This window comes from Acidovorax sp. KPB24-07 (assembly GCF_057543315.1).
Window position 1 is genome coordinate 1 of sequence record NZ_BAAJYS010000095.1, and the last position, 13061, is coordinate 13061.

Sequence of the window (13061 nt, forward strand, 5' to 3'; positions counted from 1 at the left end):
TCTGCAGGCTGCGGCCCGGTCTGCCGTCCACCTCACCCTCGAAGCCCCAGATGCCGGGTTCCGGCTCGGTCTTGACGCCGTTTCGACCGAAGTCGCAAAGGGAGGGCCAGCCGATCAGGACGGCGCCTCCCAGACACCCACCGAACAGTTCGGAACGCTCACCGTTGCGCCACAGCGTTCCAGTGAAAAGGCCATCCGCCTGCATCACGAAATGCTCGGCACGGTAGGTGCCCGTCGTAGTGCCCTCCGCTTCCGTGGTGCAGGTGAACGTGCCATCGGACGAAACGCCAGAGCCTGCGGGCTGGGACGTACCCGCATAGCTGCAACGGGGGAAACCCGGACCTGACTGTGGATTGATCGTCTCCATGGCGAACTGCCCGCCCTGTAATTTCAAAGACAGCTCCAACGGATCGTTCTGGGCTGCAGCGACGGCTGCATAAGATCGCACGCCGATCGGAAAGCGTGTGAGCCGCTCGGTAGGGTCCTCGTAACGGTAACGTGAAATGCGCCGCGGAGTGTCACCCGGCAGCGTGACTGTGCCCGAGGTGGGGGTGTCGAAGACAACCTGCACCGGGCCTGCTGTGGCCGCCTCCTCGCCTTGGCCGACACCTGCGCCGATGACCGGACCATTGCGGAATTCGCGCAAGGTGCCGTTGAAGCTCGAAGATCCTCCCGGGCGCGCACCTCCCGCTTGCAGGAAGAAAGACGATCCATCCGCGCGATAGCCGAGATAGGAGACGGCCATGGATCGGCCGTACTGCGTATCGATGTGCAGGCTGCGGCCTGGTCGGCCATCCAATTCGCCGTCGAAACTCCACATGCCAGGCTCGGGCTCTGCCGTCTGCGCCCAGGCCGGTGAAGCACAGGCAGCCATCAAACCCGTCAGGATGAAGGCCGAGGTGAATGGGCGGTTCGTTGGTGCGTTGTGCATGTGAAACCCTTTGGAAGAGCGAAGAATTTGAGGAAGCAGCACTGGAACACGTCGATTCCGTATTGCCTATCCCTCCGTGGTGGGGTGAATTGCACTGGAGGTTACAGGTTACGCGTGGGCTTGGAACTTGGCCACACCCGAAAAAGTAGGACATAATCTGGGTTTTCTGCCCGAGGGGTGTCCGAAAAACCTCTTGTGCATCAAGAAGTTGAGTCGGAAGCGAGCATTCGTTTCCCGCTCCGTTTTGCAAGGGAAGCTTCGGCTTCCCTTTTCTATTGCGCGAGTCGGTTGCTCTTTGGATTGGCCGATCCGCATTGGCAGCGTTGCGCACCTGCGTGGCCCGGGTTACGCTTGAATGCAAGGTGCGCACCGCGCAGCCGGCGCCCCGATGGTGAAATTGGTAGACACTGCGGACTTAAAATCCGCCGCTTCCTGAAAAGGGGCGTGCCGGTTCGACCCCGGCTCGGGGCACCACTACGATTCGATCATGTCAAGTTACAACGCTCCCTTTGAAATCCATGTCCACGGCCAGGTGCAGTTGCGGGCCGATACGGGGTTCGACCAGTTGCAAGAGGCCTTGAAGCCGCTCTGGAAGTACGCCGGGGCCCGTTCCTTGGCCGATGGTGCGGCGAGCGCCTATGAGGAAGAGCCCGGCATCCAGTTCGACGCCAAGGAGCACACCCTGCAGATCTGCTGGACGGTGCGCGGTGACGAGGACTTCCGCCAGTCGCTCGACGAGATGTGCATGAGCCTCAACGAGTTGTCGGAGCAGGGCGCGGCCATCGAGGTTACGTTCTATGACACCGACTTCGACGAGGACGAAGAGGATGACGGCACCGAAGCGCGTGACGACTTCCTCATGCTGTTCGTGGGGCCAACCCCCGCGGCCATCATGCAGGTGCAGCGCGATCTGCTCGTTCAGGATGTCGTGAACATGATGGAGCGCCACTTCGATGGCGCCGAGCTGGGCGGCGTGGTGGCCGAGATCGACAAGCTGTTCTCGCAGCGTTTCGATGCCCTGGTGAACTCGCTGGAGATCGGCAAGCCGCCACGCGGCAGTGGCGGTTCCGGTGGTGGCCATGGCGGCAGTGGCGGGCGCCGTCCCCGCCATCTGCACTGAGAACACCCCCGTTTTTCCGAACGATCCAATGGCCTCTCATCCAGAGGCGGCCAGCGGGTCAGGGCCGATGGCGATCGAACTGCCTTACCTTCGTGCGTACCCGGATGCCTTGCAGGATCAGGTGCGCACGCTCATCGCCGAAGGGGGCCTGGCGGCCCTGCTGCAGCGGCGCTATCCCCAGGCGCATGCCGTGCGCACCGACAAGGCACTGTACCAATACGCCGCCGACCTGAAGGCGCAGCATCTGCGCAAGGCCGATACGGTGCAGAAAGTGGTGTTCGACAGCAAGATCCATGTGGTGCGGCACGCGCTGGGGCTGCACACCTCGTCGGCGCGCGTGCAGGGCGGGCGCCTGACGGCGCGGCACGAGATCCGCATCGCCTCCATGTTCAAGCAGGCACCGGAAGAGTTTCTGCGCATGATCGTCGTGCACGAACTGGCCCACTTGCGCGAGAAGGACCACGACAAGGCCTTCTACCAGTTGTGCGAGCACATGGAGCCCCGCTACCACCAGTATGAGTTCGATACGCGGTTGTATCTGACCCACATTGAGCATGCGGGTGAGCGCCTCTGGGGCGTCTGATGGCCTTTGCGTATGCTATTGTTTTTGTAGCTAGACGCCGGGAGCTTTATTGCGCCGGAGCCCGATTGGCTTCATGAACCATTGCAGCTTCACCTGCACCTGCACCGTCCGCCGGCACGGTGGCCGTGCTGCAGCATCGGGCCGGTAGCTGCAGCCAGCGCTGTGCTGCGGCCTGCAGGGGCGGCAGCGAGCCCGTGGTGATCAGTTGCATGCGGTCGCATGCGGCGGGGATCTCGTCGCCCGGGTCCGCCAGGAGGCCGGTCGCCTGCAGCAGGCGGCGGGTTTGCCTGGCAACCGGCTCGCCGGTGTCCACCAGGCGCACCGCCGGGCCGATGAGGGCGCGCAACTCCTCGTCGGCGAACACATAGTGGGTGCAGCCCAGCACCAGGGTGTCGATGTGGCCTGCCGTGGTGCCGAACGCACCCATGGCGGCGATGTAGCGCGTGCACAGTTCGCGCACCTCGGAGGATTCGGCGGCTTCAGGCACCGCATGTTCAGTGCTGCGTTCGATGGCGTAGGCCAGCCCGTCGCAGGGCTGCACCACGAATTCGGCCTGCGATTGCAGCGACCCCAGCAGCAACGCGAACTTGCCGCTGGTGAGCGTGCCCCGTGTGCCGATGACGCCGATGCGCCCGGTCTGGCTGAGCGCCACCGCGGGCTTGATGGCCGGCTCCAGGCCGACGAGGGGCAGGTCCGGGCATTGGGTCCGGACCTCGTGAATGGCGGCGGCGGTGGCCGTGTTGCAGGCGACCACCAGGGCCTTGATGCCGTGCACCGCCTGCAGGTAGCGGGTGATGGCGTGGGTGCGCGCGGCGACATAGGCGTCGCCCCGCTCGCCGTAGGGCGCGTGACCACTGTCCGCCAGGTAGACGAAGCGCTCGTGCGGCAGTTCGGCCTGTAGCGCGCGCAGCACGCTCAGGCCGCCGATGCCGCTGTCGAACACACCGATGGGGCGTTGCTGCGAGGTGGGCGTCATGCGTGCCTTGGTGCGATGTGAACGGAAAAATCAGACAACTCCGGCGGCCCCAGCGGCTGCCGGGCCGACCCGCGGCCGAGGGCCGCCACCAAGCCACGCCTGGAGCCGCCGCCATGGCCGGAGAGGGCGTTCAAGCGGCGACGAGGTCGATGGACTTGAACTCGCCCGTGGCGATGCGCTTTTGCCATTCGGCCGGGCCGGTGATGTGGGCGCTGGTGCCGCCGGCGTCCACGGCCACGGTCACGGGCATGTCCACCACGGTGAACTCGTAGATGGCTTCCATGCCCAGATCGGCAAAGCCGACGACCTTGGCTTCCTTGATGGCCTTGCTGACCAGGTAGGCGGCGCCGCCCACGGCCATCAGGTAGGCGCTCTGGTGCTTCTTGATGGCTTCGATGGCGACCGGGCCGCGCTCGGACTTGCCGATCATCGAGATCAGGCCCGTTTCGGCTAGCATCATCTCGGTGAACTTGTCCATGCGCGTGGCGGTGGTCGGGCCGGCGGGGCCCACGGCCTCGTCCTTGACCGGGTCCACGGGGCCCACGTAGTAGATGACGCGGTTGGTGAAATCCACGGGCAGCTTCTCGCCCTTGGCCAGCATGTCCTGGATGCGCTTGTGCGCGGCATCGCGGCCGGTGAGCATCTTGCCGTTGAGCAGCAGCGTGTCGCCCGGCTTCCAGCTCGCCACTTCTTCCTTGGTGAGGGTGTCCAGGTTGACGCGGCGGCTCTTGTTGTAGTCGGGCGCCCAGTCGATCTTGGGCCACAGGTCGAGCGAAGGCGCCTCCAGATAGGCGGGGCCGGAGCCGTCCAGCACGAAGTGCGCGTGGCGCGTGGCGGCGCAGTTGGGGATCATCGCCACGGGCTTGGAGGCCGCGTGCGTGGGGTACATCTTGACCTTGATGTCCAGCACGGTGCTCAGGCCGCCCAGGCCCTGCGCGCCGATGCCCAGGGCGTTGACCTTCTCGTACAGCTCCAGGCGCAGTTCCTCGACCTGGTCGAGCTTTTCGCCGCGCGCGCCTTGGCCTGCAACTCGTACATGTTCAGGTCGTCCATCAGGCTTTCCTTGGCCAGCAGCACGGCTTTTTCCGCCGTGCCGCCGATGCCGATGCCCAGCATGCCGGGCGGGCACCAGCCGGCGCCCATCGTGGGCACGGTCTTGAGCACCCAGTCCACCAGGTTGTCGCTGGGGTTCATCATGACCATCTTGGACTTGTTCTCGCTGCCGCCGCCCTTGGCCGCGACGGTGATGTCCACGGTGTCGCCCGGAACGATCTGCGTGAAGATCACCGCGGGCGTGTTGTCCTTGGTGTTCTTGCGGGCGAACTGCGGGTCGGCCACGACGCTGGCGCGCAGCGTGTTGTCGGGGTGGTTGTAGCCGCGGCGCACGCCTTCGTTGATGGCGTCTTCCAGGCCGCCGGGAAAGCCTTCCCAGCGCACGTCCATGCCGATCTTCAGGAACACGTTGACGATGCCGGTGTCCTGGCAGATGGGGCGCTGGCCGGTGGCGCTCATCTTGCTGTTGGTGAGGATCTGCGCCATCGCGTCCTTGGCCGCCGGGCTCTGCTCGCGCTCGTAGGCGCGCGCCAGGTGGGCGATGAAGTCGGCGGGGTGGTAGTAGCTGATGTACTGCAGGGACGCAGCAACGGACTCCACGAGGTCGTGGTACCGGATGGTCGTGGTCATGGTGGGGTGTGTTTTTGGGGAAAGAACGAACCGCGCAATTATCGCCGCCCGCTCCGGACGGCGCTGGCGGCGGTCAGCCGCGGGGGGCGGCGTCGAACGGCAGGCTTTCGAGCGCCTCGAGCCCGCCGATCACGGAGGGCGCGAAATCCGCCGAGCCTTCCGGCTTGTCGCCCTGGGCCCAGGCTAGCAGCACGTCCGCCGGCATGGGGCGGGCGTAGAAAAAGCCCTGCAGCTCGTCGCAACGCATGGCCAGCAGGATGTCGCGCTGGCCGCTGGTTTCCACGCCCTCGGCCACCACGCGCAGGCCCAGGGCGTGGGCCAGCCGCACCACGGCATCGACCACGGCGCGGGCGTCTTCTTCGTGTTCGAGGTCGTTCACGAAGCTGCGGTCGATCTTGAGCTGCTGGGCCGGCAGCTGGCGCAGGTAATTCAGGCTCGAGTAGCCGGTGCCGAAGTCGTCGATGGACAGGAACACGCCGATGCGCGCCAGGCCTTCGAAGGTGCGCTGCGTGGCCTTGGTGTCTTCCATGGCCACCGATTCGGTGATCTCGCACAGCAGTTGCGAGGAATCCAGGCCATGGAACTGCAGGGCGTGCTCGATGCGCTCGGCCAGCCCGCTTTCGCGCAGCTGGTGCACCGACAGGTTGATCGCCACGCGCATGCGCAGGCCGCTGCGCGCCCAGTCGGCCATCTGCCGGCACGCCTCTTCGATGACCCAGGCGCCCAGCTGGCCGATCAGCCCGAAGCGCTCGGCCAGGCCGATGAACACCAGCGGGCTCACCATGCCGCGCTTCGGGTGGTGCCAGCGCAGCAGGGCTTCCACGCCGTTGATGCGGCCGCGCTTGCCGTCGATCTTGGGCTGGTAGTGCAGGGCGAGCTCGCCGCGCGACAGGGCGTGGCGCAGGTCGTTCTGCAGCTCCAACTGGTCGGACGCGTCGGAGCCCATGTGGGGTTCGAACATGGCGTAGCCGTTGCCGCCCGCGCGCTTGGCGGCATACATGGCGGCATCGGCATTGGCGACCAGCTTGTCGCGGTCGCCGTGGTCGGGGTGCAGCACCACGCCGATGGAGCAGCCGATCTGCACCTGCCGGCCCGCCACATGGAAGGGCAGGGCGAGCGCTGCCAGGATGCGGTTGGCCACCACAATGCAGTCGGCCGTGTTGCCCACGTCTTCCAGCAGCAGCAGGAATTCGTCGCCGCCCACGCGGGCCACCGTGTCGCTTTCGCGCGCTTCGGCGCGCAGGCGCTGGGCGGCTTCCGACAGGATGGCGTCGCCTGCGGCATGGCCGAAGGAGTCGTTGATGGGCTTGAAGCCGTCCAGGTCCACGAACAGCACGGCCAGGCGGTCCAGCACGCGGTGGTGGTTGGTGCGCTCCAGGCGCAGCAGCGCATGGGCGAGCCGGTCTTCGAACAGCAGGCGGTTGGGCAGGCCGGTGAGCGCATCGGCGAACGCGCGCTTTTGCAGCTCGGCATTGGCCTGCTGCAGCTTGGCGTTGCTGTCCTGGAGCGACTGGGTGAGCCGGCGCGCGACGTTCTGCAGCCGCGCATCGAGGATGGAGATGAACAGCGTGCTGAGCATCAGCAGCAGCGTGAAGATCGCCACCATGGCGGCCAGCCCCGAGCCGCCCAGCGAATCGGCGCTCAGGCACACGGTGCCCTGCGGGAACTGGGCGGCGGCCATGCCGATGTAGTGCATGCCGCAGATGGCCAGCGCCATCACCAGCGATGCCGCGGCCTGGAACATCCTGCGCCGGTGGCCATGCATGCCCCGCAGGGCCTGGAACAGGTAGAGTGCCGTGGCCGAGGCCAGCACCGCCACGGCCACCGACAGGGCGACATAGAAGCCGTTCCACACGATGCCGATGGACAGGTGCATGGCGCGCATGCCGATGTAGTGCATCGCGCTGATGCCCGCGCCCATGGCGAGCGCCCCGACGGCCAGGTGCCGATGCCGCACGCGCTCCATGCTGGCCAGGCCCAGCGCGACGGCCGATGCCGCCACGGCGGCCAGCCAGGACAGGGCGGTGATCGCGGGGGTGAAGCCCAGGGCGATGGGCAGTTCGAACGCCAGCATGCCCAGGAAATGCATGGACCAGATGCCCGTGCCCATCACCAGCGAACCCGCGGCCCACCAGGCCAGTCCGATGCGGCTGTGGGAGGTGCGCACGCGGCGTGCCAGGTTGAGCGTGACGTACGAGGCCAGCACCGCCACGGCGAACGACGCTGCGACCACCAGGGGATCGTGGTGCGACGGCAGGAAGCCGGTCAGCGGTGGGGCGAGCGGGGAGGGCATGGAAGGTGCGGCGGCAGTGGGGCGCCAAAGGTGTCCAAGTGTATCCACCGCAGGCTCTCCCGGGGGCCGGGAGGGTCTCTGCGCCACGCGGTCCCCACCGATGAGAATGGTTTTGTTTCGCGTTATGCTTTTGGACGATGCGCACCCTTGTGCGCCTTTCGTTTCTTCACCACCGGACCCGCCAGACATGACCTCCCGCATCGAACGCGACACCTTCGGCCCCATCGAGGTGCCGGCCCATCAGCTCTGGGGCGCGCAGACGCAGCGATCGCTGCAGAACTTCGACATCTCCGGCGAGCAGCAGCCGCGCGAGATCATCCGGGCCCTGGCGCAGGTTAAGCGCGCCTCGGCCGTGGTCAACCAGGCGCTGGGCCTGCAGGACGCGAAGAAGACCGACGCCATCGTGGCCGCGGCCGACGAGGTGATCGCCGGCCGGCATCCGGGCGAGTTCCCGCTCGTGGTCTGGCAGACGGGCTCGGGCACGCAGACCAACATGAACGTCAACGAGGTGCTGGCCAACCGCGCCAGCGAGATCCTGGGCGGCGAGCGCGGCGAGGCCCGCCTGGTGCACCCCAACGACGATGTGAACCGCAGCCAGTCGAGCAACGACGTGTTTCCCACCGCCATGCACGTGGCCGCGGTGGAGGCGCTCACGCACCGGCTGCTGCCCGCCCTGGCCAAGCTGCGCGCCACGCTGGCGAAAAAGGCCGAGGACTTCGACGGCATCGTGAAGATCGGCCGCACCCACCTGCAGGACGCCACCCCGCTCACGCTGGGCCAGGAGTTCTCGGGCTACGTGGCGCAGCTCGATCACGGTGAGCGCCACGTGCGCGCCGCGCTGCCGCACCTGTGCGAACTGGCCCTGGGCGGCACCGCCGTGGGCACCGGCCTGAACGCCCCCAAGGGCTACGCCGAGCAGGCCGCCGCCGAGCTGGCGCGCCTGACCGGGCTGCCGTTCGTCACGGCGCCCAACAAGTTCGAGGCCCTGGCCTCGGTCGATGCGCTGGTGCATGCGCACGGCGCGCTCAAGACCCTGGCCGCCAGCCTGATGAAGATCGCCAACGACGTGCGCTGGCTGGCGAGCGGCCCGCGCAGCGGCATCGGCGAGCTGAGCATTCCCGAGAACGAGCCCGGCTCGTCCATCATGCCGGGCAAGGTCAACCCCACGCAGAGCGAGGCGGTGACCATGCTGGCCGCCCAGGTGTTCGGCAACGACGTGGCCATCAACTTCGGCGGTGCCTCGGGCAATTTCGAGCTGAACGTGTTCCGCCCCATGGTGGCCCACAACTTCCTGCAGAGCGTGCGCCTGCTGGCCGATGGCATGGTGAGCTTCAACGACCACTGCGCCGTGGGCATCGAGCCCAACCGCGACCGCATCACCGAGTTGGTGGACCGCTCGCTGATGCTGGTGACCGCGCTCAACACGCACATCGGCTACGACAAGGCCGCCTTCATCGCCAAGAAGGCGCACAAGGAAGGCACCAGCCTGCGCGAGGCGGCCGTGGCTTCGGGCCACGTCACCGGCGAGCAGTTCGACCAATGGGTCGTTCCGGGGAACATGGTCGGCCGCTGAGCGGGCACTGAAAAGGCGCCAGCGCCCCGTCGCCCGCCGGCTCAGTGCGTAGTCTTGCGCGCGCGCTTACGCGCGCGCGGGGCGCGCACCGGCCGGTCCTGGTGCCGCAGGAACGCCAGCAGCCGGCGCTCGGCGGCCTGCAGCGCGCGCGGCGTGTTCGTGCCGCCGATGCGCTCCCACAGCACCTGCATGTCTGGCCCGGCGTCGGAAGTGAGCCGCGATCCCAGCGCCAGCACCGAGGGGTGCACGTACGACTTCTTGCACACGGCCGGCGTGTTGCCCAGCTGCCGCGCCACTTCGATCAGGATGTGCTTGGCCGTCACCGCGGGCGCGCCGGGCTGGGGCGAGCAGGCCAGCCGCGTCAGCTCCAGCGCCTGCACGGTGCCGTGCCAGGTGCGGAAGTCCTTGGCGGTGAAGTGCTCGCCCTCCTGCGTGCCGGTGATCTCGCGCAGGTAGTCGTTCACGTCGCCCGAATCGACGGCATGCAGCGCGCCGTCCTCTCCCTCGTACTGGAACAGTTCCTGGCCCGGCAGCTGCTGGCAGCGGCGCACCACGCGGGCCACGCGCGGGTCGTCGAGCGTGGCCTCCTGTTGCACGCCGCTCTTGCCGCGAAACCGCAGCTGTAGTTGGTTGCCGCGCAGCGCCGCATGGCGGGTGCGCAAGGTGGTCAGGCCGTAGGAGCGGTTGGTGCTGGCGTATTCCTCGTTGCCCACGCGCAGGTAGGTGGTGTCCAGCAGGCGCACCAGCGTGGCGAGCACCCGCTCGCGGGACAGGGTGGGGCCCGACTTGGCCCGCAGGTCGCGCGCCACCCGGGCGCGGATGCGGGGCAGGGCGCGGCCGAAGGCCTGCATGCGTTCGAACTTGGCCTCGTCGCGCTGCAGGCGCCAGTCGGCGTGGTAGCGGTACTGGCGCCGGCCGCGCGCATCCAGCCCCGTGGCCTGCAGGTGGCCGTTGGGCAGCGGGCAGATCCACACCTCGGTATAGGCGGGCGGGATGGCCAGGCGCTGGATGCGGGTGATCTCGTCCGGGTCGGTCAGCCATTGGCCGTCGGGCTGGCGGTAGCGAAAGCCGTCGCCCTTGCGCTCGCGGCTCAGGCCCGGCATCTCGGGGTTGACGTAGCGCAGGCCGCGGGCCAGGCGGGTGGCGGGCGGGCGGGCCGGCGAAGCGGCGGCAGGGGCGGTGGCAGTGGCGGTGCGTGGCATGGATGGGACGGCAGGCAGTGCGGCAAGAAGGGGCGCGAAGCGCGTCCCCCGATCTCAGCCCAGCCGGCGCAGACCGGCTGTAGGAGGCAACCCGCTGCGCCGGTGGGAGTGCATCCGTGCCGCGTCGGTCCGGTGGACACCCGCGCCGCGGTCCTTGGGTAAAAATGCCCTGCAGTGCAATATCCACTAGGGCATTGCGCTATTAAAAATATAGCATTCGAGGTGGGTGCAGCGGCGGGCGCCGCGGTGGATGCCGCGCCGCCGCATGCATCGCCCGGGCCTCAGAACCGCGCCGTGGCCCCCACGAAGTAGGTGCGCCCGCCGTTGTCGTAGTTGCTGCCCAGTTCCCGCGTCTGCTTGTCCGCCACGTTGAGGATGCCGGCCCGCAGGGTGAAGGTTTCGTTCAACCGGTAGCTGGTGGTCAGGTCCACGGTGGTGTAGGCCCTGGCGAAGGTGGTGGCCGCGCCGGTGACGACGAGTTCCTTGCCCACGTAGCGGGCGCTGGCATCGGCGGTCCAGGCCGGGGCGACGCGCCACTGCAGCGACGAATACACGGTCAGGCGCGGCACGGACAGCAGCGAGGCGCCGGTGGTGAGGTTTTTGGACTCGAACATCTTCGTGGCATTGGTGCGCCAGTCGAGCGACGGCGCCAGCGGCACGGTGGCGTTGGCCTCCAGCCCGCGCGTGCGGGCGCGCTGGGCGTTGGCCATGCGCGTCCACCAAAAGCCGTTGTACAGGCCCAGGGGCTGGTAGTCGATCTTGTTCTTGAAGTCGGTGTGGAAGTAGGTGGCGCCGAAGGTCCAGCCGCCCTGCTCGTAGCCCGTGCCCAGCTCGAAGTTGGTGCTGGTCTCGGGCTGCAGGTCGGGGTTGCCGGCCATGTAGCAGCCGCGCGTGCCGTCGGCATTCACGCGGGTGCTGGTCCAGCCCAGGCCCGCCAGGCTGCGGCAGCCGTTGCCGCCGGACTGCGTGGCGGCATTGGGCGAGTTCTCTTTCAGGCCCGGCGCGCGGAAGCCGCGCGATACGCCGGTGCGCACCGTCCACGCCGAGGCCGGGTGGTAGACGAAGTAGGCGCGCGGGCTCCAGTTGTTGCCGTACTTTTCGTGGTGGTCCATGCGCAGGCCGAGCGTGAGCGCCAGGTTCTCGCGCAGGAAGATCTGGTCCTCGCCGAACAGCGCCCAGGTGGTGGCCGACAGGGACGATCCCGACACCGGCCGCCCGCTGTAGTCGATGGGGGCCAGGCCGATGGTGTCGCGGTTGTCCAGTTCTTCCTGCTTCCATTGCAGCCCGGTGGTCAGCATCTGGTCGAAGCCCAGGAGCTTCAGCGGCATGTCCACGCGGCCGTCCAGCGTGGTTTCGCGCGAGTGGTTGCCGATGGTGTCGCCCAGGTCCTCGTACTCGTGGCGCGACAGGTTGATCTTGGAGCGCACGTCGCCCCAGCGGCCATCGTGCCCCAGGCCGAACGAGGTGTGCCGCAGCCGGCTCAGGCCCCAGGGGCTGACGACCTGCCCGCCGCTGGCGGTGCGCGCGTCCGAGCCGGTGGCGCGCTGCGTGGCCTGGGCCGCCTCGAGCGACACCGACTGGTCGGGCGTGAGCTGCCAGCTCAGCAGCGCGTTCAGTCCCTGATTGCGCGCGCCGGCCGTGGACAGGTAGGTGCCCGCATGCCCGCCCGTGCCTTCATCGGCATCGCGCTCGGTGTAGTTGCCCGACACGCGCAGGCCGATGCGGTCGGTCACCGGGCCGCTGACGGTGAAGCCCGTCTGCCGCGTGTCGCCGCGCTCCGAATCGGAGGGCTTGGAGTAGTTGACCGTGGCGGAGCCGCCCCAGCGCAGGCCGATCTTGCGGGTGATGATGTTGATCACGCCGCCCATGGCGTCCGAGCCGTACAGCGACGACATCGGGCCGCGCACCACCTCGATGCGCTCGATCATCTCGGGCGAGATCCAATCCAGGTCCTACTGGCCCAGGTCGTCGCGGTAGTTCACGCCGGCCGAATTGCCCTGGCGCTTGCCATCCACGAGGATGAGCGTGTATTTCTCGGGCAGGCCGCGCAGGCGGATCTTGGACTGCGCGCCCGTGCCCGACAGCCCGCCGGTCACGCCGGGAATGGTGGACAGCAGCTCGCCGAGGCTGGTGACGGGCTTGCGCTCGATGTCTTCGCGGGTGATCACGCTGATGCTGGCAGGCGCCTCTTTGATGTCCACGGCCGTGCCCGAGGCCGTGACCACCACGGTGGACAGGGCGGCCTGCGCGGGTTGCGCACGTCGCGATTCGGAAGGCGGGGCGGTCTGGGCGTGGGCACCGGCGCTCAACGCCAGGGCAATCGCGAGGGACAGGGGCTGGGGGCGGAGCGAAGACGGCAAGATCATGAAAGCAGTTTCCTGTAAAAACTGCAAATGATAGTGATTCGCTTTTACTATTTGACCAATCGGTGGGTTTCAGAAGAAATTTCGGGCTTCGCCGAACGGTGGAAGGAGGTGTTGAAAAAGCGGCAAGCCGCAGTGTTAGAAAGGGTTTTAAGCTATTGAAAAAATAGCAAAATCCTGTGCCATCGGCCATCGGCCATCGGCCAGTCGGCCATCGGCCATCGCTCACTGACTGGTTACCCGGCCTCCGGCTTGGCGCTCCTGGCCCGACCCCTGTGTCTCGCCCGCGTCCTCATCGAACGCGAAGCCCACCCCGTACACCGACCGGATCCATCCA

At 67.6% G+C, this 13061-nt stretch carries 7 protein-coding genes, 1 tRNA gene and 3 pseudogenes; 4 read left to right on the top strand and 7 right to left on the bottom strand.

Annotated elements, in window-relative coordinates; genetic code table 11:
• Positions 1-931, bottom strand: a pseudogene (locus AC27IQ_RS12120) (hypothetical protein); the annotation flags it as partial.
• Between the two features lie 382 nt (positions 932-1313).
• Here AC27IQ_RS12120 and AC27IQ_RS12125 point away from each other — a divergent pair.
• The 3 genes from AC27IQ_RS12125 to AC27IQ_RS12135 all read left to right on the top strand — a co-directional run bounded on the left by AC27IQ_RS12125 (position 1314) and on the right by AC27IQ_RS12135 (position 2634).
• Positions 1314-1405, top strand: a tRNA-Leu gene (locus tag AC27IQ_RS12125).
• A 13-nt stretch (positions 1406-1418) separates the two neighbouring features.
• Positions 1419-2051, top strand: coding sequence for a DUF6806 family protein (locus AC27IQ_RS12130; RefSeq protein ID WP_272564201.1), 633 nt, complete (start codon positions 1419-1421; stop codon positions 2049-2051).
• Positions 2052-2079: 28 nt separating this feature from the next.
• The gene (locus AC27IQ_RS12135) at positions 2080-2634 is read left to right on the top strand and encodes a M48 metallopeptidase family protein (RefSeq protein ID WP_284428902.1); all 555 of its coding nucleotides are present in this window, start codon (positions 2080-2082) and stop codon (positions 2632-2634) included.
• Between the two features lie 46 nt (positions 2635-2680).
• On the opposite strand, the gene murI is transcribed toward AC27IQ_RS12135, so the two are convergent.
• The 3 genes and pseudogenes from murI to AC27IQ_RS12150 all read right to left on the bottom strand — a co-directional run bounded on the left by murI (position 2681) and on the right by AC27IQ_RS12150 (position 7586).
• Entirely contained in the window at positions 2681-3610 is a 930-nt protein-coding gene (murI, locus tag AC27IQ_RS12140; RefSeq protein ID WP_487089624.1) for a glutamate racemase, read from the bottom strand.
• Positions 3611-3740: 130 nt separating this feature from the next.
• Positions 3741-5293 (bottom strand): annotated as a pseudogene (locus tag AC27IQ_RS12145) (fumarate hydratase).
• Between the two features lie 73 nt (positions 5294-5366).
• Complete coding sequence (locus AC27IQ_RS12150) at positions 5367-7586, bottom strand: putative bifunctional diguanylate cyclase/phosphodiesterase (RefSeq protein WP_487089625.1); 2220 nt, start codon at positions 7584-7586, stop codon at positions 5367-5369.
• Positions 7587-7773: 187 nt separating this feature from the next.
• Between AC27IQ_RS12150 and fumC the strand changes: the two genes are divergently transcribed.
• The gene (gene fumC / locus AC27IQ_RS12155; RefSeq protein ID WP_487089626.1) at positions 7774-9159 is read left to right on the top strand and encodes a class II fumarate hydratase; all 1386 of its coding nucleotides are present in this window, start codon (positions 7774-7776) and stop codon (positions 9157-9159) included.
• A gap of 41 nt (positions 9160-9200) precedes the next feature.
• Here the strand turns inward: fumC and AC27IQ_RS12160 are convergent, their stop codons facing one another.
• The 3 genes and pseudogenes from AC27IQ_RS12160 to AC27IQ_RS12170 all read right to left on the bottom strand — a co-directional run.
• The gene (locus AC27IQ_RS12160; protein ID WP_487089627.1) at positions 9201-10361 is read right to left on the bottom strand and encodes a DNA topoisomerase IB; all 1161 of its coding nucleotides are present in this window, start codon (positions 10359-10361) and stop codon (positions 9201-9203) included.
• 281 nt (positions 10362-10642) lie between these two features.
• Positions 10643-12256, bottom strand: a complete 1614-nt coding sequence (locus AC27IQ_RS12165; protein WP_487089628.1) for a TonB-dependent receptor domain-containing protein — start codon at positions 12254-12256, stop codon at positions 10643-10645.
• A pseudogene (locus AC27IQ_RS12170) lies at positions 12230-12727 on the bottom strand (TonB-dependent receptor plug domain-containing protein); the annotation flags it as partial. The pseudogene AC27IQ_RS12170 and the gene AC27IQ_RS12165, both read right to left, overlap by 27 nt.
• Positions 12728-13061: the final 334 nt, after the last annotated feature.

Bases quoted from the DNA above. Each gene is read 5' to 3' on its own strand.
- AC27IQ_RS12130 (WP_272564201.1), top strand. From the start codon at position 1,419: ATGTCAAGTTACAACGCTCCCTTTGAAATCCATGTCCACGGCCAGGTG.
- AC27IQ_RS12135 (WP_284428902.1), top strand. From the start codon at position 2,080: ATGGCCTCTCATCCAGAGGCGGCCAGCGGGTCAGGGCCGATGGCGATC.
- murI (WP_487089624.1), bottom strand. From the start codon at position 3,610: ATGACGCCCACCTCGCAGCAACGCCCCATCGGTGTGTTCGACAGCGGC.
- AC27IQ_RS12150 (WP_487089625.1), bottom strand. From the start codon at position 7,586: ATGCCCTCCCCGCTCGCCCCACCGCTGACCGGCTTCCTGCCGTCGCAC.
- fumC (WP_487089626.1), top strand. From the start codon at position 7,774: ATGACCTCCCGCATCGAACGCGACACCTTCGGCCCCATCGAGGTGCCG.
- AC27IQ_RS12160 (WP_487089627.1), bottom strand. From the start codon at position 10,361: ATGCCACGCACCGCCACTGCCACCGCCCCTGCCGCCGCTTCGCCGGCC.
- AC27IQ_RS12165 (WP_487089628.1), bottom strand. From the start codon at position 12,256: ATGTCGTCGCTGTACGGCTCGGACGCCATGGGCGGCGTGATCAACATC.